General features: G+C 74.0%; 23 protein-coding genes. 14 read left to right on the plus strand and 9 right to left on the minus strand.

Annotated features, from left to right (window positions below):
* The first annotated feature begins 44 nt into the window (after window positions 1-44).
* The 7 genes from truB to dapB all read left to right on the plus strand — a co-directional run bounded on the left by truB (window position 45) and on the right by dapB (window position 7,795).
* Window positions 45-1,001, plus strand: coding sequence for a tRNA pseudouridine(55) synthase TruB (truB, locus tag ACQPYN_RS11240; RefSeq protein ID WP_433036816.1), 957 nt, complete (start codon window positions 45-47; stop codon window positions 999-1,001).
* A 57-nt stretch (window positions 1,002-1,058) separates the two neighbouring features.
* Window positions 1,059-2,006: a bifunctional riboflavin kinase/FAD synthetase gene (locus ACQPYN_RS11245; RefSeq protein WP_433036818.1), complete on the plus strand. Its 948-nt coding sequence runs from the start codon at window positions 1,059-1,061 to the stop codon at window positions 2,004-2,006.
* 80 nt (window positions 2,007-2,086) lie between these two features.
* On the plus strand, window positions 2,087-2,530 hold the full coding sequence (locus ACQPYN_RS11250; RefSeq protein WP_433036820.1) for a helix-turn-helix domain-containing protein: 444 nt from the start codon (window positions 2,087-2,089) through the stop codon (window positions 2,528-2,530).
* A gap of 257 nt (window positions 2,531-2,787) precedes the next feature.
* Window positions 2,788-3,057, plus strand: coding sequence for a 30S ribosomal protein S15 (rpsO, locus tag ACQPYN_RS11255; protein ID WP_274189140.1), 270 nt, complete (start codon window positions 2,788-2,790; stop codon window positions 3,055-3,057).
* A gap of 276 nt (window positions 3,058-3,333) precedes the next feature.
* Window positions 3,334-5,676 carry a polyribonucleotide nucleotidyltransferase gene (locus tag ACQPYN_RS11260; RefSeq protein ID WP_433036822.1) on the plus strand — a complete coding sequence of 781 codons (2,343 nt, stop codon included), beginning with the start codon at window positions 3,334-3,336 and terminating at the stop codon, window positions 5,674-5,676.
* Window positions 5,677-5,744: 68 nt separating this feature from the next.
* The gene (locus tag ACQPYN_RS11265) at window positions 5,745-7,025 is read left to right on the plus strand and encodes a M16 family metallopeptidase (protein WP_433036824.1); all 1,281 of its coding nucleotides are present in this window, start codon (window positions 5,745-5,747) and stop codon (window positions 7,023-7,025) included.
* Between the two features lie 38 nt (window positions 7,026-7,063).
* Entirely contained in the window at window positions 7,064-7,795 is a 732-nt protein-coding gene (gene dapB / locus ACQPYN_RS11270; protein WP_433036826.1) for a 4-hydroxy-tetrahydrodipicolinate reductase, read from the plus strand.
* A gap of 9 nt (window positions 7,796-7,804) precedes the next feature.
* Here the strand turns inward: dapB and ACQPYN_RS11275 are convergent, their stop codons facing one another.
* Both ACQPYN_RS11275 and ACQPYN_RS11280 read right to left on the minus strand, forming a co-directional pair.
* A complete protein-coding gene (locus ACQPYN_RS11275; RefSeq protein ID WP_433036828.1) occupies window positions 7,805-8,389 on the minus strand; it encodes a hypothetical protein in 585 nt (194 codons plus the stop codon).
* A gap of 43 nt (window positions 8,390-8,432) precedes the next feature.
* Window positions 8,433-9,026: an N-acetyltransferase family protein gene (locus ACQPYN_RS11280; protein ID WP_433036830.1), complete on the minus strand. Its 594-nt coding sequence runs from the start codon at window positions 9,024-9,026 to the stop codon at window positions 8,433-8,435.
* Between the two features lie 135 nt (window positions 9,027-9,161).
* Between ACQPYN_RS11280 and ACQPYN_RS11285 the strand changes: the two genes are divergently transcribed.
* Entirely contained in the window at window positions 9,162-9,653 is a 492-nt protein-coding gene (locus ACQPYN_RS11285; protein WP_433036832.1) for a beta-class carbonic anhydrase, read from the plus strand.
* An 8-nt stretch (window positions 9,654-9,661) separates the two neighbouring features.
* On the plus strand, window positions 9,662-10,423 hold the full coding sequence (locus ACQPYN_RS11290) for a hypothetical protein (RefSeq protein WP_433036834.1): 762 nt from the start codon (window positions 9,662-9,664) through the stop codon (window positions 10,421-10,423).
* Here the strand turns inward: ACQPYN_RS11290 and ACQPYN_RS11295 are convergent.
* The 3 genes from ACQPYN_RS11295 to ACQPYN_RS11305 all read right to left on the minus strand — a co-directional run bounded on the left by ACQPYN_RS11295 (window position 10,399) and on the right by ACQPYN_RS11305 (window position 13,330).
* Complete coding sequence (locus tag ACQPYN_RS11295) at window positions 10,399-11,673, minus strand: wax ester/triacylglycerol synthase domain-containing protein (RefSeq protein WP_433036836.1); 1,275 nt, start codon at window positions 11,671-11,673, stop codon at window positions 10,399-10,401. The two genes, ACQPYN_RS11290 and ACQPYN_RS11295, sit on opposite strands and share 25 nt — an antisense overlap.
* A 23-nt stretch (window positions 11,674-11,696) precedes the next feature.
* Window positions 11,697-12,986: an acetyl-CoA hydrolase/transferase family protein gene (locus ACQPYN_RS11300; protein WP_433036837.1), complete on the minus strand. Its 1,290-nt coding sequence runs from the start codon at window positions 12,984-12,986 to the stop codon at window positions 11,697-11,699.
* Between the two features lie 77 nt (window positions 12,987-13,063).
* Window positions 13,064-13,330, minus strand: a complete 267-nt coding sequence (locus ACQPYN_RS11305) for a hypothetical protein (protein WP_274193485.1) — start codon at window positions 13,328-13,330, stop codon at window positions 13,064-13,066.
* 99 nt (window positions 13,331-13,429) lie between these two features.
* On the opposite strand from ACQPYN_RS11305, the gene ACQPYN_RS11310 reads away from it, so the two are divergent.
* Window positions 13,430-14,668 (plus strand): winged helix-turn-helix domain-containing protein, encoded by a 1,239-nt coding sequence (locus ACQPYN_RS11310; protein ID WP_433038841.1) that lies wholly within the window; start codon window positions 13,430-13,432, stop codon window positions 14,666-14,668.
* Here ACQPYN_RS11310 and ACQPYN_RS11315 read toward each other — a convergent pair.
* Complete coding sequence (locus ACQPYN_RS11315) at window positions 14,638-15,582, minus strand: LysR family transcriptional regulator (RefSeq protein WP_433038843.1); 945 nt, start codon at window positions 15,580-15,582, stop codon at window positions 14,638-14,640. The genes ACQPYN_RS11310 and ACQPYN_RS11315 overlap by 31 nt on opposite strands.
* Window positions 15,583-15,658: 76 nt before the next feature.
* Between ACQPYN_RS11315 and ACQPYN_RS11320 the strand changes: the two genes are divergently transcribed.
* The 3 genes from ACQPYN_RS11320 to ACQPYN_RS11330 are packed head-to-tail and all read left to right on the plus strand — an operon-like array spanning window position 15,659 to window position 19,101.
* The gene (locus ACQPYN_RS11320; protein ID WP_433036838.1) at window positions 15,659-16,354 is read left to right on the plus strand and encodes a succinate dehydrogenase cytochrome b subunit; all 696 of its coding nucleotides are present in this window, start codon (window positions 15,659-15,661) and stop codon (window positions 16,352-16,354) included.
* Window positions 16,355-16,356: 2 nt separating this feature from the next.
* Window positions 16,357-18,333, plus strand: coding sequence for a fumarate reductase/succinate dehydrogenase flavoprotein subunit (locus ACQPYN_RS11325; protein ID WP_433036839.1), 1,977 nt, complete (start codon window positions 16,357-16,359; stop codon window positions 18,331-18,333).
* A 12-nt stretch (window positions 18,334-18,345) separates the two neighbouring features.
* Window positions 18,346-19,101: a succinate dehydrogenase/fumarate reductase iron-sulfur subunit gene (locus ACQPYN_RS11330; protein WP_433036840.1), complete on the plus strand. Its 756-nt coding sequence runs from the start codon at window positions 18,346-18,348 to the stop codon at window positions 19,099-19,101.
* 77 nt (window positions 19,102-19,178) lie between these two features.
* Here ACQPYN_RS11330 and ACQPYN_RS11335 read toward each other — a convergent pair whose 3' ends face one another.
* From ACQPYN_RS11335 to ACQPYN_RS11345, 3 genes are read right to left on the minus strand one after another with little or no spacing between them, the layout of a single operon-like run.
* Entirely contained in the window at window positions 19,179-20,099 is a 921-nt protein-coding gene (locus ACQPYN_RS11335; protein ID WP_433036841.1) for a DUF4097 family beta strand repeat-containing protein, read from the minus strand.
* Complete coding sequence (locus ACQPYN_RS11340) at window positions 20,096-20,434, minus strand: toxin-antitoxin system HicB family antitoxin (RefSeq protein ID WP_433036843.1); 339 nt, start codon at window positions 20,432-20,434, stop codon at window positions 20,096-20,098. Before ACQPYN_RS11340 ends, ACQPYN_RS11335 begins: the two co-directional genes overlap by 4 nt.
* Window positions 20,431-20,889, minus strand: coding sequence for a toxin-antitoxin system HicB family antitoxin (locus ACQPYN_RS11345; RefSeq protein ID WP_433036845.1), 459 nt, complete (start codon window positions 20,887-20,889; stop codon window positions 20,431-20,433). Before ACQPYN_RS11345 ends, ACQPYN_RS11340 begins: the two co-directional genes overlap by 4 nt.
* A gap of 98 nt (window positions 20,890-20,987) precedes the next feature.
* Here ACQPYN_RS11345 and thyX point away from each other — a divergent pair, with 98 nt between their 5' ends.
* Window positions 20,988-21,740: an FAD-dependent thymidylate synthase gene (gene thyX / locus ACQPYN_RS11350; protein ID WP_433036847.1), complete on the plus strand. Its 753-nt coding sequence runs from the start codon at window positions 20,988-20,990 to the stop codon at window positions 21,738-21,740.
* The last annotated feature ends 11 nt before the right edge of the window (window positions 21,741-21,751 follow it).

Below are 21,751 nucleotides of genomic sequence, written 5' to 3' on the forward strand. Positions count from 1 at the left end.
CCCGCGGTCGGCCGGATCGGTGAGGACGGGCATAGTGGCCCGCCGTGTCGGGACGTGGTGGGGGACGTGGCGGGGGAGCACCCCGGGAGCGCCGTGAGCCCCCGCCGCCGGGGCTGCTCGTGGTGGACAAGCCGGCGGGCTGGACGTCCCACGACGTCGTGGGGCGGGCGCGGCGGCTGGTGGGCACGCGCAAGGTCGGTCACGCGGGCACCCTCGACCCCATGGCCACCGGCGTCCTGGTGCTGGGCGTCGAGAGGGCCACCAAGCTCCTCGGGCACCTGGCGCTGGACACCAAGACCTACCTCGCGACCATCCGGCTCGGCCTGGCCACCGACACCGACGACGCCGAGGGCGAGCCGATCGGCGACCCGATCGACGCCACCGGGGTCGGCGACGACGCGGTGGCCGAGGGCGTGGCGGCGCTGACGGGCGAGATCCAGCAGGTGCCGAGCAGCGTGTCGGCGATCAAGGTCGACGGCCGCCGGGCCTACGAGCGCGCCCGCGCCGGCGAGGAGGTCCGGCTCGACGCCCGGCCGGTGACGGTCGGACGCTTCGACGTGCTCGGGGCGCGCACCGAGGGCCCGTTCCGCGACCTCGACGTCCTCGTCGACTGCTCGTCGGGCACCTACGTCCGCGCCCTGGCCCGCGATCTCGGCGCCGGGCTCGGCGTCGGCGGGCACCTCACGGCGCTGCGACGCACGCGCGTCGGCCCTTTCACCCTCGCCCACGCCCGCACCCTCGAGACCCTGGCCGGCGAGGAGGAGCAGCAGGGGCGCGCGGCCCTCTCGCTGGACCTCGACGCCGCCGTCACCACGGCCTTCCCGCGCCGCGACGCCGACGCCGAGGAGGCCGCGGGCCTGGCGCACGGTCGCCCGCTCGCGGCCGCGGGCCGGCCCGGGACGGTGGGCGTCTTCGGGCCCGACGGGCACGTCGTCGGGCTCGTCGCCGACGACCGCGGCGCCGCCCGCCCCGTCCTGGTGCTCGCGCCGGCCGGGACGTGATCACCGACGCGCGCCCGACACGGCGCCGGTGCGGGCCCCGCCCGTAGGCTCGCCGCCGTGCAACGCTGGCGGGGACTCGACGGTGTGCCGTCGGGCTGGGGTCGATGCGTGGTGACGATCGGCGTCTTCGACGGCGTGCACCGCGGCCACCAGCAGTTGATCGCCCGCGCGGTCGCCCACGGCCGCGAGCTGGGCCTGCCGACCGTGCTGATCACGTTCGACCCGCACCCCGCCTCGGTGCTGCGCCCCGGCACCCACCCGGCCCGGCTGACGTCGCTGGCCCGGCGCGCGGAGCTGGTCGCCGAGCTCGGGATCGACGCGTTCTGGGTGCTGCCGTTCACGCCGGACCTCGCCCGCGTGGCGCCGGACGAGTTCGTGCACGAGCTGCTCGTCGACCGGCTGCACGCGGCGATGGTGGTGGTCGGCCGCAACTTCACCTACGGCTACCGCGCCGCCGGGGACGTCACCGAGCTCGAGCGCCTGGGCCAGCGGTTCGGCTTCGCCGCCGAGGGCGTCGACCTCGTCGCCGATCCCTCGGTCGCGCTGACCGGGTCGCCGGTGACCTTCTCGTCGACCTACGTGCGCGCCTGCATCAGCGCCGGCGACGTCCGGGCCGCCGCCGAGGCGCTCGGCCGGCCGCACCGCCTCGAGGGCGTCGTCGTGCGCGGCGACCAGCGGGGCCGCGAGCTGGGCTACCCGACCGCGAACGTCGACTGCGGCGAGCACGCCGCGATCCCCGCGGACGGGGTGTACGCGTGCTGGTTCCACCACCGCGGGCGGAAGCGCGCGGCGGCGACGTCGGTGGGCACCAACCCGACGTTCTCGGGACGCGAGCGCACCGTCGAGGCGTTCGTGCTCGACACCGACGAGGACCTCTACGGCGCGCGCGTCGCCGTCGACTTCGTCGAGCGCATCCGGGGGATGGACCGCTTCGACTCGATCGACGAGCTCATCGCCACGATGGACAGCGACGTGGTGCGCACCCGCGAGGTCCTGGGCGTCTGAGCCGGTTTCCCCGAACGGCACCCACCGCCGGAGCCCGGCTGTCACGATCGCCGCGCGGGGGAGAGCCGGAGGGTGGCGGGTTGGGCGGGCAGGTGAGCGGGGCCGACGCCGTGCGGCGCAACCGGGAGCTCCAGCGTCGCCTCTACGGCGAGCCGCTCGGCGACCGCCTGCGTCGTCTCCTGGGCGCCCTCGACGTCTCCCAGGCGGTGCTGGCCGTGGCGCTCGGGGTGAGCTCCCCGATGCTCTCCCAGCTCATGAGCGGCCGGCGGGTCAAGATCGGGTCGCCCGTGGTGCTGGGCCGGCTCCTCCTGCTGGAGCAGCGGATCGCCGCCGGCGACGCGGGGAGCGGGCCGGAGGCGGTCGCCCGCCTGCTCACCGAGGTCCGGGAAGCGGAGCTCCGCAACGACTACGACCTGCTGCGCACCGTCGCCGGGCCGGAGGAGCTCGCCGCGGCCGCGGCGGCGCTCGATCCCGGCTTCCCGTCGCTGGCCGGGCTGCTCCGCCGGGCCGCCGCCGGGGGATGAGCCGGGGGATGAGTCGGGGGACGAGCCGGGTGATGAACCGGGCCCGGACGACGGGTGCGGCAGGCCCGCAGCAGCCGGTGTCCGGGGTCGTCGGTACACTCGTCCTTGATTCGCCTGGCTGCGGTCCGTGGTGGCCGGGCGGCGGGTGGACCGGGCGTGCCCGTCCCCCGAGAGCGTGCGACATCCCCCGACGAGCTCGTCGTGGCGGGTGCCGCCGATCGTCACGGCACCGATGGCACAGAAGGAGCACCACCCCCGTGGCACTGACCACCGAGCAGAAGAAGTCGACGCTCGCCGAGTACGGCGTGCACGAGACCGACACCGGGTCGCCCGAAGCGCAGGTCGCGCTGCTGACGCAGCGCATCGTGCGGCTCACCGAGCACCTCAAGATGCACAAGCACGACCATCACTCGCGTCGCGGGCTGCTGCTGCTGGTCGGCCGCCGCCGGCGCCTGCTCAAGTACGTCGCCTCCGTCGACGTCGCCCGCTACCGCTCGCTGATCGAGCGGCTGGGGCTGCGTCGCTGACGAGGCTGCCCTGAATCCCGCGCCCGCTCCGCGCCGACCGGCCACGATGCCGGTCGGCGCGGAGGCGTGCGCACCACACATCGGCCCGACCACCACCGCCCGCGAATCCGGGACGCCCGCGCGTCGGCCGGTCCTCGGTAGTGGCCCCCGGAATCGTCCGCAGTCCTCAGGACCGGGACGGAGCCCGGGGGCTTCGATCGATGACCGCTCGCTCGTCGGCCGCGTCACGGAGAGAGCCGGGGGCGGGACGTGGTGGGGCCACGAGGAGGAACCCTCATGACCCAGTCCACAACATCCCCGACTGCTACATCCACCGACGGTGTCCACGAGGTCACCGCGGTGCTGGACAACGGTGCCTACGGCACCCGCACCGTCCGCTTCGAGACGGGCCGCCTGGCCCGCCAGGCGGCCGGCGCCGTCGTCGCCTATCTCGACGACGACACGATGCTGCTCTCCGCGACGACCGCCTCCAAGCGGCCGAAGGACAACTTCGACTTCTTCCCGCTGACGGTCGACGTCGAGGAGCGCATGTACGCCGCGGGCCGGATCCCCGGCTCGTTCTTCCGCCGCGAGGGCCGCCCGTCCACGGACGCGATCCTCACCTGCCGGCTCATCGACCGCCCCTTGCGCCCGACCTTCGTCGGCAACCTGCGCAACGAGGTCCAGGTCGTCATCACGGTCCAGAGCCTGGACCCGAAGGACCCCTACGACGTCCTGGCGATCAACGCCGCGTCGGCGTCCACCCAGATCTCGGGCCTGCCCTTCGACGGGCCGATCGGGGCGACGCGCGTCGCGCTGATCAACGGTCAGTGGGTCGCCTTCCCGACGTGGGAGCAGCTCAAGAGCGCCGTGTTCGACATGGTCATCGCCGGGTCGATCACGGCCGACGGCGGCGACGTCGCCATCGCGATGGTCGAGGCCGAGGCCACCGACCACGCCATCGGCCTCATCGGCGAGGGCGCCCCGGCGCCCACCGAGGAGATCGTCGCCCAGGGCATGGAGGCGGCCAAGCCGTTCATCCGCACCCTGTGCGAGGCGCAGAAGGAGCTCTACCGCGCCACCGGGACGACGACGAAGGACTACCCGACCTTCCCGGCGTACCAGGACGACGTCCTCTCCGCGGTCACGTCCGCGGTCGGCGACGAGCTGGACAAGACGATGTCCATCGCCGGCAAGCACGAGCGCGACGACGCCCAGGACGCCATCAAGGACCGCCTGGTCAGCGAGCTCGGGCCGAAGTTCGAGGGCCGCGAGAAGGAGATCGGCGAGGCGTTCCGCTCGCTGAACAAGTCGACGGTCCGCAAGCGGATCCTCACCGACGGCTTCCGCATCGACGGCCGCGGCACCACGGACATCCGTCCGCTGGCCGCCGAGGTCGAGGTGATCCCGCGGGCCCACGGCTCGGCGCTGTTCGAGCGCGGCGAGACCCAGATCCTGGGCGTCACCACGCTGAACATGCTCCGGCTCGAGCAGAACATCGACTCGCTCGGCCCGGAGACCACCAAGCGGTACATGCACCACTACAACTTCCCGCCGTTCTCCACCGGCGAGACCGGCCGCGTGGGCTCGCCCAAGCGCCGCGAGATCGGCCACGGCGCGCTCGCCGAGCGGGCGCTCGTGCCGGTGCTGCCCACCCGCGAGGAGTTCCCCTACGCGATCCGGCAGGTCTCCGAGGCCCTGGGCTCCAACGGGTCCACCTCGATGGGCTCGGTCTGCGCCTCGACGATGTCGCTGCTCAACGCCGGTGTGCCGCTGAAGGCCCCGGTCGCGGGCATCGCCATGGGCCTCGTCTCGGGCGAGGTCGACGGCGAGCAGAAGTTCGTCGCGCTGACCGACATCCTCGGTGCCGAGGACGCGTTCGGTGACATGGACTTCAAGGTCGCCGGCACGAAGGACTTCGTGACCGCGCTCCAGCTCGACACCAAGCTCGACGGCATCCCCTCCGAGGTGCTGGGCAAGGCGCTCACGCAGGCCCGCGGCGCCCGCCTCGCGATCCTCGACGTCATGGCCGAGGCCATCGACGCGCCCGACGAGATGAGCGAGTTCGCCCCGCGCATCACCACGGTGAAGGTGCCCGTCGACAAGATCGGCGAGGTCATCGGCCCGAAGGGCAAGATGATCAACTCGATCACCGAGGAGACCGGCGCCGACATCTCCATCGAGGACGACGGCACGATCTACGTCGGTGCGGCGGACGGGCCCAGCGCCCAGGCCGCGATCGACCGGATCAACGCCATCGCCAACCCGCAGTTGCCGAAGATCGGCGAGCGCTTCCTCGGCACGGTGGTCAAGACCGCCGCGTTCGGCGCGTTCGTCTCGCTGCTGCCCGGCCGCGACGGCCTGGTGCACATCTCGAAGCTCGGCGGCGGCAAGCGGATCGGCAAGGTCGAGGACGTCGCCAACGTCGGCGACAAGATGCGGGTCGAGATCACCGACATCGACAACCGCGGCAAGATCAGCCTGATCCCGGTCAAGGAGGACGACGCGGCCGCCGCCGCGAACGGCGACGGCGGGTCCGACGCCGCGGGCTCCGACGCCCCGGCCGAGGCCGAGTCGGCCCCGGCCGCCGCGACCTCCGGCGCCGTCACCGGCGCCATCGGGGGTTCGTCGCCGGAGTGACGGCTCTCGGTACCTCCCAGACGGGAACCGGTGCGACCGAACACCCGGCCCCCGGAGTAGCACGCACCGTGCTGCCCGGGGGCCTGCGGGTGGTCACCGAGCACGTGACCGGGGCCCGCTCGGCGTCGGTCGGGCTCTGGGTCGACGTGGGCTCGCGCGACGAGCCCGCCGTCGGCACCGGCGCGCACGGCGCCGCGCACTTCCTCGAGCACCTGCTGTTCAAGGGGACGCGGCGCCGCTCGGCGCGGGCGATCGCGGAGGAGATCGACGCCGTCGGCGGCGACCTCAACGCCTTCACCGGCAAGGAGAGCACCTGCTTCTACGCGCACGTCCTCGACCGCGACATGCCGCTCGCGGTCGACGTGCTCGGCGACGTGGTGCTCGACGCCGTCATGGCGGCGCCGGACGTCGAGCTCGAGCGGGACGTCGTCCTGTCCGAGATCGCCGGCCGCGACGAGGACCCCGAGGACCTGCTGGCCGACGACTTCGACGCGCTGCTCTTCGGCGCGCACCCGCTCGGCCTGCCGGTGATCGGCACCGAGGAGACGGTCACGGGCATGACGCGCGACCGCCTCGCGGACTTCCACGCGCGCCACTACGTCCCGGCGCGCTCCGTGCTCGCGGTCGCCGGCAACGTGGCGCACGCCGACGTGCTCGCCGCCGTCGAGGCGGCCTACGGGTCGCGCCTCGACGGCCCGGTGAAGCCCTGGCACCGGACCGCCGGCGAGACGCCCGCGACCTCGGGTGAACGCCTCGCCGTGCGCGACGAGGACACCGAGCAGGCCCACCTCATGCTCGGCGTGCCCTCGCTGCGCCGCGCCGACCCCCGCTGGCCTGCCCTGCAGGTGCTGTCCACCGTGCTCGGCGGCGGCATGAGCTCGCGGCTGTTCCAGCAGGTCCGCGAGCAGCGGGGCCTCGCGTACTCCGTCTACTCGTCGACGACGGGCTACACCGACGCCGGCACGCTCGCGGTCTACGTGGGTTGCGCGCCCGAGCGCCTCGGCGCCGCGGCGTCCGTCGTCCGCGACGAGCTCGGCGACCTCGCGGCCCACGGCATCACCGACTCGGAGCTGACGCGGGCGCGCGGGCAGCTGCGCGGCGAGCTGGTGCTCGGGCTCGAGGAGACTTCGTCGCGCATGACGCGCCTCGGTCGCCGCGAGCTCGACCACGGCGGTCTCGACCGCGCCACCGACCTCGCGTCGACCCTCGAGCGGATCGACGGGGTCGGCGCCGCCGACGTCGCCGCGCTCGCGTCCGAGCTGCTCACCGGGCCCCGCGCGGCCGCCGTCGTCGGCCCCTACGGTGACGCCGACGAGCTGCCGGACGAAGTGCGGGAGATGGTGGAGTGACGATCCCGGAGACGGAGCGGAGCGGAAGCTCGACCATCGTGAAGGTCGGGGTGCTGGGTGCCGCGGGGCGCATGGGTTCCGAGGCCTGCGCCGCCGTCGACGGGGCCGACGACCTCGAGCTCGTCGCCCGCGTCGACGTGGGCGACCCGCGCGATGCGCTGGAGGCCGCCGACGTCGTCGTCGACTTCACGCACCCCTCGGCCGTCGCCGACAACCTGCGCTGGTGCGTCGATGCCGGCCTGCACGTCGTGGTCGGCACGAGCGGTGTGGGCGAAGAGCTCCTCGACGACGTCCGCGGACGCCTGCAGCCCGGCCAGGGCGTGCTCGTCGTCCCGAACTTCGGCATCGGCGCGGTGCTCATGATGCGCTTCGCCGCCCAGGCGGCCCGGTTCTACGACTCCGTCGAGGTCGTCGAGCTGCACCACCCGCGCAAGGCCGACGCCCCCTCGGGCACCGCCACCCGGACCGCGCAGATGATCGCCGCCGCGCGGGCGGAGGCCGGCGTCGGACCGGGTCCGGACGCCACCACGCACGACCCCGACGGCGCCCGCGGCGCGACGGTGGACGGCATCCCCGTGCACGCCGTGCGGATGGCGGGGCTCGTCGCGCACCAGGAGGTCCTGCTGGGGTCGGAGGGCGAGACCCTCACGATCCGCCATGACTCCCTGCACCGCAGCTCGTTCATGCCGGGCGTCCTGCTCGCCGTCCGCGGCGTCGCCGACCACCCCGGCCTCACCGTCGGCCTCGACGCCCTCCTGGACCTCGACTAGCCAGCTCGACTAGCGCTGCTCGAGCCAGGGCCGCAGGTACTCCTCGTCCTCGGACGTGAGCTCGGGGATCAGCGCGACCATGCGCCGGACCCGCTCCGCGGCGTCGCGGGTGAGGCGGAAGTCCTCGTCGCGCGACATCCGGTCCTCCGGGCCGAAGGTCCGGGCCGTCGCCACGATCTGCGGGACCGCCGCGCGGACGTCGTCGGCGTCGTCGGCCGCCAGGGCCGGGTCGAGCCCGGCGCCCTCGAGCAGGGCGCCGACGTCGGAGAGCTGGTCGGCGAGCCAGCCCCACGGGTCGGCTCTGAGCTCGGTGGACCACACGCGGTCGGACGGCTCGTCGCCCTCGAAGAACGGGTGGAGGTGCGCGGCCGAGAACTCGCCGGCGGGCCGGTCGAGGCGGTCGAAGAGGTCGGCGCGCCAGAAGGCCTGGTCCACCACCGTCGGCTGCGCGGCCGACTCGCTGCCGCGGTGCTCCTGCGGCGCGAGCAGGCGAAGCTCCACGCGCGCGCCGTGCTCCATGACCGCCTCGGGGGAGATCTCGAACCAGCGCCGCACCACCACGGCGAGGCGGGTGAAGCCGTACACCACCAGCACGGGCGCTCCTCGAGGTGAGAGGTGAGAGGTGAGAGGTGAGAGCTCAGGGCAGCAGGGGCAGGTCCAGGTCGTCGAGGGACGGCTCGGGCCGGAACTCCAGGTCCAGGGTGCCGCCGACGCGGATCTCGCGCAGCGGGCGCCCGCCGGCGTCGAGGGTGCGCACGGTGCCGTCGGGGTCCCAGCCGGCGCGCTCGTAGAAGCGGCGCGAGGCGACGTCCCGTTCGGGCACCCAGGCGATGGCCCGTGTCGCGCCCGCGGCGCGCAGGGCGGCGGCGGTCTCGACGAGCAGGCGCCCGGCGTGCCCGCGGCGTCCCCAGCGCGGTTCGACGAGCAGTGCGGCGACCAGGCCCACCGAGGACGCGTCCTCGGGCACGGCGCCGGCGGCGTCCGCCAGGTCCTCGGCCGACGCCGGCGCCGCCGCGCAGAAGCCGACCACCGCGTCGCCCTCGACGGCGATCCGCACCGCCCCCGCGGCGATCGGGTCCGCCCAGGCGCGCGCGACGGCGTCGGTGTCGAACCCGTCCACCGCCCCCGGCGGGAGCAGCTCGGCGTACGCCGAGGTCCACACCGTGCGCTGGACCTGCGCCACCGCGGCCGCGTCGGCGGCGGTGGCGGGGCGGACGGAGGCGAGCGCCATGCCCTCGACCCTAGAGACCCGCTGTCGTCCCGATCACCACGCGGTGCACCGTCGGCGCGTGACCGCCAGGATGCGGGCGGGCATCCGGACACGACGGACGGGCAGCGTGGCCTCGCCGCGACCCCAGGAGGACGCATGAGCACGACCGACGAGCTGCTGGCCGCGAACACGTCCTTCGCGGAGGGGTTCTCGACGCCCGGTCTGCCGGGCCCGCCCTCGCGCGGCGTGGCCGTGGTGGCCTGCATGGACGCCCGGCTGGACGTCTACCGGGTTCTCGGTCTCGGCGACGGCGAGGCCCACGTCATCCGCAACGCGGGCGGCGTGGTCACCGACGACGTCCTGCGCTCGCTCGCGGTCAGCCAGCGCAAGCTCTCCACCCGCGAGGTCGTGCTGATCCACCACACGAAGTGCGGGATGGCGACGTTCACCGACGACGACTTCGTCGCCGAGCTCGAGGCCGACACCGGGCAGAGGCCCACCTGGGTCCCCGGCACGTTCCCCGACACCGAGCAGGACGTCCGCGACTCCCTGGCCGCCGTGCGCGGCTGCCCGTTCCTCGTGCACACCGACGGCGTCCGCGGGTTCGTCTACGACGTCGACACCGGGTCGCTGACCGAGGTGTCATGACGCCGGACGTGACGGCTCTCGATGTCACGGCCGAGCTCGACGTCCCGCACCGCCCGGACCTCGCGCCGGTCGGCCGCCAGCTCGACGCGCTCGCCCCGGTCGCCGCGCGCTTCCTCGTCCCCGACAACGCCACGGCGCGGGCGGCGGTGGCGGGGCTGGTGGTCGCGGCGGAGGTGCGGCGCCACGGCCACGAGACCGTCGCGGTGCTGAACGCCCGCGACCGCAACACCCTCGGCCTGCGCCGGGACCTGCTCGGGCTGCTCGCCCTCGGGGTGCACGAGGTGCTGCTGCTCCGGGGCGACACGCCCGACGACCCCGCGGAGGACGGCCCGCTGACGGTCGGCGCGATGCTCCGCGAGGCCCGGACGCTGGCCGAGGAGCAGGACGCCGCGCTGACGATCGGCGTCGTCGCCGCCCCGGGCCGCGACCTGCCGGGCTGGAAGCGCGACGCCGACGTCGTGTGGCTCGCGCCGACGTTCTCGCTGCCGGCGGTCACCGAGTGGCGCGAGCGCCACGCCGACCTCGCCGTTCCCGTCCGCGCCGGCGTGCTCGTGCCCACGGGGCCGGACATGGCCCGGGGGGTCGCCGAGGGGATGGACCTCGAGCTGCCCGACGGGCTCGTCGGCGCGCTCGAGGAGGACGACACGGTCGGCGTGGACGCCGCCTGCGAGCACGCCCTGGCCCTGCGCGACGCGGGCGTCGACGGCATCCACCTCGTCGCCGTGAGCCGCTACCGCGAGGTGGCTCAGCGGCTCTCCGGCCTGGTCTGACACGCCGTCACCAGCAGGTCGGCCTCCGCGCGCAGGCCGGCGGCGAGCACGTCGACGTCCGGGACGAGGCCCGGGTCCACGCACACCCCGAAGGACAGCACGTCGACCATCGACGCCGCGGTGACCCGCAGTGCGTGGTGGAGCCCGATCTCGGCCAGCGGCCAGGTCGCGTGGACGCGACGACCCAGGACCGCCACGGGCGAGCGGGGCCCGGGGACGTCGGAGACGCTGACCGTGAACGCGCGGGCGGTCGCGCGCAGCCGGTCGACGACGCGGCGCAGCGGCGGGGAGACCTCGGCCAGGCGGTGCAGGAGGTCGTCGAGCCGGGCGGCGTCGGCGGCGTCCTTGCGGCAGGTCGTCAGCTCGTGCACGTCGCGCAGGCGCTCGAGAGGGTCGGTGACGTGCACCGGCAGCGGCAGGTCGAAGGCCGAGTCGCGGTTGCCGGCGGACGGGTCCACGCGGGGCAGGCTCACCGGGACGCGCACGCGCAGGTCGGTGACCGCGCCCGCGTGGTGGTCGAGCCAGCGCCGCAGCCCGCCCGCCAGCACGGCGAGGAAGGCGTCGTTGATCGTCGCCCCGGCCGACTTCGCGGCCGCGTGCAGGGCCGCCAGGTCGGTGTCGAGGAACGCGACGTCGCGTCGCGCCGAGATCGCGCCGTCGAACGGCGACCGCGCCGGCCCGACCGTGAACTCGCGGCGCAGGACGCCCGTGAGGTGGGCGCGCCGGCGGGCGTGGTCGGCGCGCACGGTGGCGGGCGGGGACACCGCCGTCCCGGTGGCCGGGTGGCCCGCGTCGTCGACGGGACCCTCGTCGTAGAGCACCGTGTGCGAGAGCCGCGTCATCGTCGCGCCGTCGGCGAGGGCGTGGTGGACGCGCCAGAGCAGTGCCGTGCCCCCGCCCGCCCGCGGCGCCACGTCGATCGCCCACAGCGGACGGGTCCGGTCGAGGTGCTGGGCGAAGCGGTCGGCCACCAGCGCGCGCAGGGCCTCGTCGTCGTAGGGCCCGTCGGGGGCGTCGACGACGTGACGCTCGAGGTCGAGCTCGCCGTCGGGCACCCACACGGGCGCGCCGCCGCGCTCGTCGAGGCGGTAGCGCAGCTCGGGGGCGGCGGGCAGGCGGGCGGCGATCTGCGCGCGCAGCGCGGCGGCGTCCACCACCGGCCCGTCGAGGATCGTGCCGTGCAGGACGTGCCCGACGACCGTCGTGCACTCGAGGTCGAGGATGGCGCGGTCCTCGTCGCTCAGCGGCACGCACTCCGGCTCCGCCGGGGCGCTCACAGGTACCCCAGTGCGCGGGCCTTCGCGGTGAGCTCGTCGCGGAAGTTCGGGTGGGCGATCGCGATGAGGCGCTGCGTGCGCTCGGCGATCGTCGCGCCGCGCAGTTCGGCGACGCCGTACTCGGTGACGACGTGGTCGACGATGTTCTTGAACGTGGTGACCGCGGCGCCCGGGTGCAGCTGCGGCACGATCCGCGACACCGTGTCGTCGTGGGTGGCCGAGTGCAGGCAGATGAACGCCGCGCCGTGCTCGGACATGATCGCGCCGCGCGCGAAGTCGGGCTGCCCGCCGGACGACGAGAAGTACTGACTGCCCAGCGACTCCGAGGCGCACTGCCCGAGGAAGTCGACCTCGAGGGCCGCGTTCACCGCGCGGAACAGCGGTTCGCGGGCGATGTTCCACGGGTCGTTGGTGTAGTCCACGGGGTGGAACTCGACCCCGGGGTTGTCGGCGACGAAGTCGTGGAGGGACGCGTCGCCCATCGCCGAGGTGGTGATGATCTTCCCGCGGTGCGTGGCCTTCCGGGTGCCGGTGACGACGCCCCGGTCCACGAGGTCGACGAAGCCGGTGCCGAACACCTCGCTGTGCACGCCCAGCTCGCGGTGGTCGCCGAGGGCGGCGAGCACCATGTCCGGGACCGCGCCGATGCCGGCCTGCAGCGTGGCGCCGTCCGGGATGCGGTCGGCGACGAGCCCGGCGATCGTGCGGTCGCGCGGGGTGGGCTCGGGAGGCGGGGCCATGACGAGGGGCCGATCGGCCTCGCACCAGCCGACGATGTCGCTGACGTGGAGCTGGTTGCCGCCGTACGTGCGCGGCATCTGCGCGTTGACCTCGACGAAGAACGGGAGCTCACCGATGAACGCCGCGGTGTGGGTGGCCACGGTGCCCAACGAGAAGTAGCCGTGCCGGTCGGGCGGCGACACGGACGCGACGACCAGGTCCGGGCGCACCGAGCGGCGCAGCAGGCGCGGCACGTCGCTGAAGTTGTTGGGCACCAGATCGCAGTGCCCGGCGTGGAACGCCTCGCGCGTCGCGGGGGACAGGAACCACGAGACGTGGCGCAGTCCCGGGATCCTGCCCTCGATCGACGGCCGTGTCCGGGGCGCGAGCATCTCGTGCAGGCGGACGTCGGTCAGCCGGTCGCCAGCTGCCTCGAGGGCGTCGATCACCGTCTGCGGCTCGCCGTTGTACCCGTTGACGACGATCTGCGACCCCGGTCCGACGTGCTCGAGGACGGCGTCGGCGGGGCGCCGCGCGGCGGCGATCATCTCGGTCACGGAGGCCACGGGCGAGATCCTGCGCCACGGCGACCACCCTGACCAGCATGATCGCCGTCCGCGCCCGGCCGCGTACGGGGCGTGCGCTACGCGGGTCTCGGCAGCGGCAGCGCCGGCGGCTCGTCGTCGACCAGCCGGACCTGCCGGGCCGGGTGCTCGACGAGCGCGAGCACCCGCGAGGACATGAAGCGGGCGGTGCGCACCGGCGTCCCGCCGCGGGTCACCTCGCTGACCTCCACCACGCCGCGACCGTGCGCGATCTCCACGCGCCGCCCGGCCCTCGTCGCCTCCACGTCCCACGTCCTCGTCGTGCCACCGGCATCGACGACGATCTCCACACGGTCCCCGACCATGGGTCCTCCTCAGAACTCTTTTCCCAGGTCAACGCCTGTGCGGGCCGGTTGATTCCGGGGTTGTCGGGGGGCTGGGGCAGGATCGCGGACGTGGAGCAGATGTCGGCCGCGCAGGCGCGGCGCGCGGCCGTCGCCGCCCAGGGCTTCGGCGGCGCCGCCCGCAAGGGCCGGCCGAGCCGCGCGACGCTCGCGGCGACCGCGCGCCACCTCGGGCTGCTGCAGCTCGACTCGGTCAACGTCGCCGTGCGCGCCCACTACGCGCCGCTGTTCGCCCGGCTCGGCCCGTACGACCGCGACGCCCTCGACGCGCTGGCCTGGCCGCAGACGGCCGCGCAGCGGCGGCGCCGCACGATGGTCGAGTACTGGGTCCACGAGGCGAGCCTGCTGCCGGTGGAGGACTGGCCGCTGTTCCGCTGGCGGATGCGCGACAACGAGAAGCGGCAGAGCCGCTGGCTCGGCAACGCGCTAGACCACCGGCCCGACATCCTCGACGCCGTCCACGAGGCGATCGAGGCCCACGGCCCGCTCGAGGCGAGCGAGGTCGCGCAGGTCCTCGGCGACGCCGGCGACCGCGTGGCCCGCGCCCACGGCGGCTGGTGGGAGCGCTCGGACGTCAAGGTGGCCTGCGAGCACCTCTTCGCCACCGGGGTGCTCACCACGGGCACGCGCCGCGGCTTCCGCCGGGCCTACGAGCTCTCCGAGCGCGTGCTCCCGCCGGAGATCCACGCCCTGCGGCCGGAGCGCGACGAGGCGATGCGCGCCCTGATCCGCCGCGCCGCCACGACGCTGGGCGTCGCCACGGAGCCCGACCTGCGCGACCACCACCGCCTGCCGCCCGCCGAGAGCCAGGCCGCGGTCGCGGAGCTGGTCGACGCCGGCGAGCTGGTGCCGGTCGACGTCGAGGGCTGGCCGGCGCCGGCGTACCGCCCGCCCGGGGCCCGGCTGCCGCGCCGCGTCACCGGCCGGGCCCTGCTGGCGCCGTTCGACCCGCTCATCTGGTTCCGGGCGCGCACGCTGCGCCTCTTCGACTTCCACTACCGCATCGGCATCTACACCCCGGCCGCGCAGCGCACCCACGGCTACTACGTCTTCCCGTTCCTGCTCGACGGGCGCCTCGTCGCGCGGGTCGACCTCAAGGCCGACCGCACCGGCGGCGTGCTGCACGTGCCGGGCGCGTTCGCGGAGGACGGGGTCGAGGTCGGCCGGGTGGCGTCCGAGCTCGCCGCGGAGGTCGCGACGATGGCCGGGTGGCTCGGGCTCGACGGGGTCGCCGTCGACGGGGGCGGCGATCTCGCGCCCGCCCTGGCTCAGGCGATCAGCGCGGGAGGGTGGACGTAGCGCACGCCGGGGGGCAGGTGCCCGGTGCGCGAGGTGCGCGCCAGCACGGCCAGCAGGTCCTCGCGGAACGCCTGCGCCGCGCGGGTGGGGGCCACGTCGGTGCGGTGCGCGAGCGAGATCGTCCGGTGGCTCCACGCACCGCCGTCGAGACGCGTCGCGTGCAGCGTCGGGTGCCCGGCCAGCACGAGGCTCGGCACGATCGCGACGCCGAGGCCGCGCTCCACCATGCGCAGCACGGCGTCCATCTCGCCGCCCTCCACCGCGATCCGGGGCGTGACGCCGGCGGCCGCGCACGCCGCGAGCGTCACCTCGCGCAGCTCGTAGCCCGGGCGGTTGACCACCAGCGGGTGCGCGGCCAGCTCGGCGATGCCGATGTGGTCGCCGAGGTCGGGCCACCCCGGTGCCGAGACGACGACCAGCTCCTCGCGCAGCACGGGGGTCAGCGCGAGGTCCGCGACGGTGACACCGCGGTCGATCACCAGCGCGACGTCGAGCTGGCCGCGCTGCAGGTCGGCCACGAGGTCCTGGGAGCCGCCCTCCGAGACCTGAAGGGCGATGCCGGGGTAGCGACCGTGGAAGACCTCGAGGACGTCGGCGACAACGCTGACGCACAGGCTCGGGGTGGCCCCGAGGCGCAGCCGCCCCTTGCGCAGCCCGGCGAGCTCGGCGATCTCCATCCGGGCCGTCTCGGAGTCCGCCACGATTCGCCGGGCGAGGGGCAGGAGGGCCTCGCCCGCCGCCGTGGGTGTGACGTTGTCGTGACCCCGCGTGACGAGGGTCTCGCCCAGGTCCTCCTCGAGACTCCGGATCTGTTTGCTCAGCGTGGGCTGCGCGACGCGGCACAGGGCCGCTGCCTGCGTGAATCGGCCGGTGTCCACCACAGCGAGGAAGTAGCTGAGCTGTTTGATGGTCATTGCCATAGCCCCAAGCTATGCGAAGTCACTCGTCCATGCATTGGCTCTCCGGCACAGCGCGACTTACCGTCATCGCGTGGTCATTTCACCGCAGCGCAACATCGTGTCGAGGACGTGGGGCACCTCGGTCGGGAAGAAGTCGGTCATGGCGGTGACCGGCGGCATCTTCCTGCTCTACGTGATCGCCCACATGATCGGGAACCTGAAGATCTTCTTCGGCATCGAGACCTTCGACGCCTACTCGCAGCACCTGCGCGAGATCGGCGAGGCGATCTTCGGTTACGAAGGCGTCCTCTGGCTCATCCGGCTGGTGCTGGTGACGAGCGTCGTCCTGCACATGTGGGCGGCGTTCGCGCTCTGGTACCGGGCGAAGAAGGCCCGGCCGATCGGCTACCAGCACCGGCAGAGCTGGCAGGGCAGCTACGCGGCCCGCACGATGCGCTGGGGCGGGGTGATCATCGCGTTGTTCGTGATCTGGCACATCCTCGACCTGACCACGGGGACGGTGAACCCCCGCGGGGGCGACGAGAGCGCCTACCTGAAGCTCGTCGCGAGCTTCGACCGGCCCGTCGTCGCGATCTTCTACATCCTCGCCGTCGTCGCGCTCGGCCTCCACATCCGGCACGGCCTCTGGTCGGCCATCCAGACGTTCGGCGCCAACAGCGCGCTGAAACAGAACGCGCTCAAGACCTTCAGCTTCGTCGTGGCGGCGGTGATCACGGTCGGCTTCGCGATCGTGCCGCTGTCCGTGATGACCGGTCTGGTGAGGTGACAATGTCCGAACTCCAGCAGGAACCCACGGCCACCCAGGGCGAGGGCCGCTACATCGTCGGCGACCCGATCGCCGACACCCGCGCCCCGGACAGCCCGATCGGCGACCGGTGGGCCGACCGCAAGTTCTCCGCGCGCCTCGTGAACCCGGCGAACCGCCGCAAGATGAGCGTCATCATCGTCGGCACCGGCCTGGCCGGCGGCGCCGCGGCGGCGACGCTGGGCGAGGCCGGCTACCACGTGAAGTCGTTCTGCTACCAGGACAGCCCGCGGCGCGCGCACTCCATCGCGGCCCAGGGCGGCATCAACGCCGCGAAGAACTACCGCTACGACGGCGACTCGGTGCACCGGCTGTTCTACGACACGGTCAAGGGCGGCGACTTCCGCTCGCGCGAGTCGAACGTGCACCGCCTGGCCGAGGTCAGCCTCAACATCATCGACCAGTGCGTCGCGCAGGGCGTGCCCTTCGCCCGCGAGTACTCGGGCCTGCTCGACACCCGGTCGTTCGGCGGCACGCAGGTGTCACGCACCTTCTACGCCCGCGGGCAGACGGGCCAGCAGCTGCTGCTCGGCGCGTACCAGGCCCTCGAGCGTCAGATCGGTGCGGGCACGGTCGAGATGCACCCGCGCACGGAGATGCTCGACCTGATCGTCGTCGACGGGAAGGCCCGCGGGATCGTCACCCGCAACCTGTTCAACGGGCAGATCGAGACGCACCTGGCCGACGCCGTGATCCTCGCGTCGGGCGGCTACGGCAATGTCTACTACCTCTCGACGAACGCCAAGGGCTCCAACGTCACGGCGGCGTGGCGGGCGCACAAGCGCGGCGCGCTGTTCGCCAACCCCTGCTACACGCAGATCCACCCGACCTGCATCCCGGTCTCCGGCGAGTACCAGTCGAAGCTGACGCTGATGTCGGAGTCGCTGCGCAACGACGGCCGCGTGTGGGTGCCCAAGGAGCGCGGCGACGACCGCCCGCCCAACGACATCCCCGAGGACGAGCGGGACTACTACCTCGAGCGCCAGTACCCGGCGTTCGGCAACCTGGTCCCGCGCGACATCGCCTCGCGCGCCGCGAAGAACATGTGCGACGCCGAGCACGGCGTCGGGCCCGGCGGGCTCGGCGTGTACCTCGACTTCAAGGACGCCATCGAGCGTCTCGGGCGCCCGGCCGTCGAGGCCAAGTACGGGAACCTGTTCGAGATGTACCAGCGCATCACCGGGGACGACCCGTACGAGGTCCCGATGCGCATCTACCCCGCGATCCACTACACGATGGGCGGGCTGTGGGTCGACTACGACCTGCGCTCGACGATCCCGGGGCTGTTCGTGGGCGGCGAGGCCAACTTCTCCGACCACGGCGCCAACCGTCTCGGCGCGTCCGCGCTGATGCAGGGCCTGTCGGACGGGTACTTCGTGCTGCCGACGACGGTGGCCGACTACCTCGCCGACGCCCCGTTCGAGGCCGTCCCCGACGACCACCCGGACGTCCAGGAGGCGGTCGAGGCGACCCGCGAGCGCATCGACAAGCTGCTCTCGGCCAACGGCCACCGCACCGTCGACTCGTTCCACCGCGAGCTGGGCCAGCTGGTCTGGGACCAGTGCGGCATGGCCCGGAGCAAGGAGGGCCTGGAGAAGGCCCTCGACCGGATCCCCTCGCTGCGCGAGGAGTTCTGGCGCGACGTCAAGATCGTCGGCACCGGCGACGGGTTCAACCAGTCGCTGGAGAAGGCCGGCCGCGTCGCCGACTTCATGGAGCTCGCCGAGCTCATGTGCATGGACGCGCTGCACCGCGAGGAGTCCTGCGGCGGCCACTTCCGCGTCGAGCACCAGACCGAGGACGGCGAGGCCCAGCGCGACGACGAGAACTTCTCGTACGTGGCGGCCTGGGAGTACGGCGGCGACAACCAGCGGCCGGTGCTGCACAAGGAGGATCTCGACTTCTCCTACGTGCACCCGAGCCAGCGCAGCTACAAGTAGCGGAGTACCGACGTGAAGCTCACCCTGCGTATCTGGCGTCAGGCCTCGCCCGACGCCAAGGGCAAGATGAAGAAGTACGTGCTGGACGACGTCGAGCCCGACATGTCGTTCCTCGAGATGCTCGACGTGCTCAACGAGAAGCTCGTGATCGACGACCAGGACCCGGTCTCGTTCGACCACGACTGCCGCGAGGGCATCTGCGGCTCGTGCGCCATGGTCATCAACGGCACGGCGCACGGCCCGCAGAAGAACACCACCACCTGCCAGCTGCACATGCGGCACTTCGCCGACGGCGACACGATCGACATCGAACCGTGGCGGGCCAAGGCGTTCCCGGTGATCAAGGACCTCGTCACCGACCGCAGCGCGTTCGACGAGATCATCAAGGCCGGCGGCTACATCTCGGTCAACACCGGCTCGGCGCCCGAGGCGCATGCGATCCCGGTGGACAAGGTGTCGGCCGACGACGCGTTCGACGCCGCCACCTGCATCGGCTGCGGTGCCTGCGTCGCGGCCTGCCCCAACGGCAGCTCCATGCTGTTCACCTCGGCCAAGGTCACCCACCTCGGCCTGCTCCCGCAGGGGCAGCCGGAGCGGGCGACCCGGGCGATCAACATGCTCGCCAAGCAGGACGAGCTGGACTTCGGCGGCTGCACCAACGTCGGCGCCTGCCACGAGGTGTGCCCCAAGGGCATCCCGCTGGCCTCGATCGCCCAGCTCAACCACGACGTCCTCGGCGCGACCCTGAGCGGGGCGCGCTCGGACTAGCGGGGTCATTCCGCGCGAAGGGCACCATCAGCCGCTCTATCCGGCTGATGGTGCCCTTCGCGCGTCTCCAGCGGCCGTCACGAGGCCGTGAGCGCCGGGCGGGGACGGGCCGTGGCGACGGTGACGTCGCCCGCGCCGGTCCTCGCCCGTACGCGCAGGGGCCCGCCGTCGGGCTGGTCGGGACGGTCGGCGCGCACCGGGAGCTCGCTGCGCACGCGGCCCGCGGCGGCGTTGAGCACGACCTTCGCGTCGACGCCGGCGTGCACGCCCACCCACAGCGAGCCCACGCCGGTGCCGATCTCGACGTCGCCGGCGACCGCGTCGGCCACCTCGATGTCGCCGGCCGCGGCGCGCACCGCGACGTCGGCGTGCACGTCGCCCAGACGCACCCGCCCGGCGCCGGTGGTGATCTCGACCGGCGCGTGCACGTGGTCGACGCGGATCTCGCCGGCGCCCCCGGTGAGGTGCAGCGGGGCGTCCAGGCGCCCGATGCGCACCTCGCCGGCGCCGCAGCGCAGGTCGGTGCGCCCGGCCACCTCGTCGAGGCGGACCTCGCCCGTGCCGTGCACCGAGACCTCGCCCGCGCGGCCCTCGACCGCGACGCGGGCGGCGCCGGCGCGCACCCGGAGCTCCGAGTCCTGCGGCGCCCGCACGGTGACCGCGAGCGGGACGCCGCGCAGGCCGAGGTCGCGCGGGCCACGGACGGTGACCCGGCGGGTCTCCGCGTCCCACTCCAGCGTCGCGCCCGCGACGGCCGCCTCCGCCCGTTCCTCCGGCGAGGACGGGCCGTCGCGGTCGACGCCCAGGAACCCGAGCACCGTGCCCAGCCCGCGCAGCCAGCCGGCGGGGGCGTCCGGGTCGGCCTCGAGCCGGACGCGCAGGGAGGCGCCGTCCTCGGCGGGCGGCGCCAGGCGCACCCGCACCCGGCCGGCGTCGAGCCCGACGTCCAGGGTCACCGGCTCCGGGCCGGTGCCGGTGACCTCGCGCGCGGGAGTCATCCCTTCACCCACCCGTCGACGCCCCCGTCGTCGGGACCGTCCTTGGCGGTGTCAGTGGAGTCGGCAGGCTTGTCCGCGGGCTTGTCCGCGGGCTTGTCCGGCGCCGGCTCGTCGTTCGGGCGACCGTCGGTCCAGCCGCTGCCGCTACCGCTGTCACGGCCGCCGCCCCAGCCGCCGTCCCGGCCGCCCCAGCCGCCGCCCCAGCCCCCGCCGCGCTGCTTGTCGTGCAGCGCGCCCTGGACGGCCTGGGCGATCCAGGAGTTCAGGCTCATGCCCTGCGACGCCGCGGCGCGCTCGGCCTGGCCCTTGATCTGGTCGACGAGGCGCAGGGTCATCCGCGAGATGTCGCCGACGTCGGGACCGCCCCGGCCGCCGAACCCCTGGCCGCCCCCGAAGGCGGCGTTGAAGGCGTCGGCGCCCGAGAAGCCCGGCCCGGGCGGCGGGGGAGGAGTGGGCGCTGCGGCCCGCCCGGCGCGCCGCCGGGGGTGCCGGCGAACGGCGAGGACGTCGGGCCGGCGAAGAAGCCGTCGGCGCCGTCGCCGCCGGAGGAGTCCCGGTCGACGACCACGCTGACGTCCCGCCCGGACAGGCGCAGCGAGACGGCGCGGTCGCCGAGGGCCTCGGTGACCTCGCCCGCGAGGTCGGACAGGGCGTTCGCGAGCGCCAGCCGGACGGCGGGCTCGAGGGCGGCGGCGAGCGAGCTGCCCGCCCGGGTGGTGGCCTCGTCGCCGACCGCGGCGGCCGCGGCGAGGTCGTCGCGCAGGGAGGCGACGTACGGTGTCAGGTCCATGACACCACTGTGACACCACGCCGACCGGAGCGCCACCATCGTGGTGTCAGGTCCGCCGTGGGCGAACGCGCTGGATCCGGGTGTCGTACCGTGCGGGGGTGGCCGACACCGTGACTCCCCAGGTGACGCTGATCGCGAAGACCGAGTTCCAGGCACCGCCCGGGGTCCCGTGGGAGACCGACGCGGACGGCGGGCAGGCGCTCGCCGAGTTCGCGGGCCGCGCCTGCTACCAGTCGTGGAGCAAGCCGAACCCCGCGACGGCGAGCAACGCGGGGTACCTGCGCCACATCCTCGAGGTCGGTCACCTCTCCGTGCTCGAGCACGGGTCGGTGAGCTTCTACCTGACCGGGATGTCGCGCAGCCTCACCCACGAGCTGATCCGGCACCGCCACTTCTCGTACTCGCAGCTCTCGCAGCGCTACGTGCCCGAGCGGGACGCCGCGATGGTGGAGCCCGACGTCATCGCCGACGACCCCGAGCTCCACCAGCTCTTCGCCGAGGCGAGCGCCGCCGCGCTGGCCTCCTACGAGAAGCTCCTGGCGGGCCTCGAGGAGCGCTTCGCCGACGAGCCCAACCGCACGCTGCGTCGCAAGCAGGCCCGCCAGGCCGCCCGCGCCGTGCTCCCCAACGCCACCGAGACGCGGATCGTCGTCACCGGCAACTACCGCGCCTGGCGGCACTTCATCGCCATGCGGGCCAGCGAGCACGCCGACGTCGAGATCCGCGACCTCGCCATCATGTGCCTGAAGATCCTGCAGGCCGAGGTCCCCAACGTCTTCGCCGACTTCGAGATCACCCGGCTGCCCAGCGGGTCCGAGGTCGCCACCAGCCCCTTCGTCGCCGAGGGGTGAACCCCGGGTCC

The organism is Actinomycetospora sp. CA-053990 (assembly GCF_050948445.1).
In the GTDB taxonomy this organism is placed as follows: domain Bacteria; phylum Actinomycetota; class Actinomycetes; order Mycobacteriales; family Pseudonocardiaceae; genus Actinomycetospora; species Actinomycetospora callitridis.

What these genes read in the sequence shown, in the direction of transcription:
- ACQPYN_RS11305 (WP_274193485.1), bottom strand. Translation starts at nt 13,330, where the DNA reads ATGGTCGGGGACCGTGTGGAGATCGTCGTCGATGCCGGTGGCACGACG.
- ACQPYN_RS11315 (WP_433038843.1), bottom strand. Translation starts at nt 15,582, where the DNA reads ATGACCATCAAACAGCTCAGCTACTTCCTCGCTGTGGTGGACACCGGC.
- ACQPYN_RS11325 (WP_433036839.1), top strand. Translation starts at nt 16,357, where the DNA reads ATGTCCGAACTCCAGCAGGAACCCACGGCCACCCAGGGCGAGGGCCGC.
- ACQPYN_RS11280 (WP_433036830.1), bottom strand. Translation starts at nt 9,026, where the DNA reads ATGGCGCTCGCCTCCGTCCGCCCCGCCACCGCCGCCGACGCGGCCGCG.
- ACQPYN_RS11340 (WP_433036843.1), bottom strand. Translation starts at nt 20,434, where the DNA reads ATGACCCTGCGCCTCGTCGACCAGATCAAGGGCCAGGCCGAGCGCGCC.
- ACQPYN_RS11335 (WP_433036841.1), bottom strand. Translation starts at nt 20,099, where the DNA reads ATGACTCCCGCGCGCGAGGTCACCGGCACCGGCCCGGAGCCGGTGACC.
- ACQPYN_RS11310 (WP_433038841.1), top strand. Translation starts at nt 13,430, where the DNA reads ATGTCGGCCGCGCAGGCGCGGCGCGCGGCCGTCGCCGCCCAGGGCTTC.
- ACQPYN_RS11285 (WP_433036832.1), top strand. Translation starts at nt 9,162, where the DNA reads ATGAGCACGACCGACGAGCTGCTGGCCGCGAACACGTCCTTCGCGGAG.
- ACQPYN_RS11260 (WP_433036822.1), top strand. Translation starts at nt 3,334, where the DNA reads ATGACCCAGTCCACAACATCCCCGACTGCTACATCCACCGACGGTGTC.
- ACQPYN_RS11345 (WP_433036845.1), bottom strand. Translation starts at nt 20,889, where the DNA reads ATGGACCTGACACCGTACGTCGCCTCCCTGCGCGACGACCTCGCCGCG.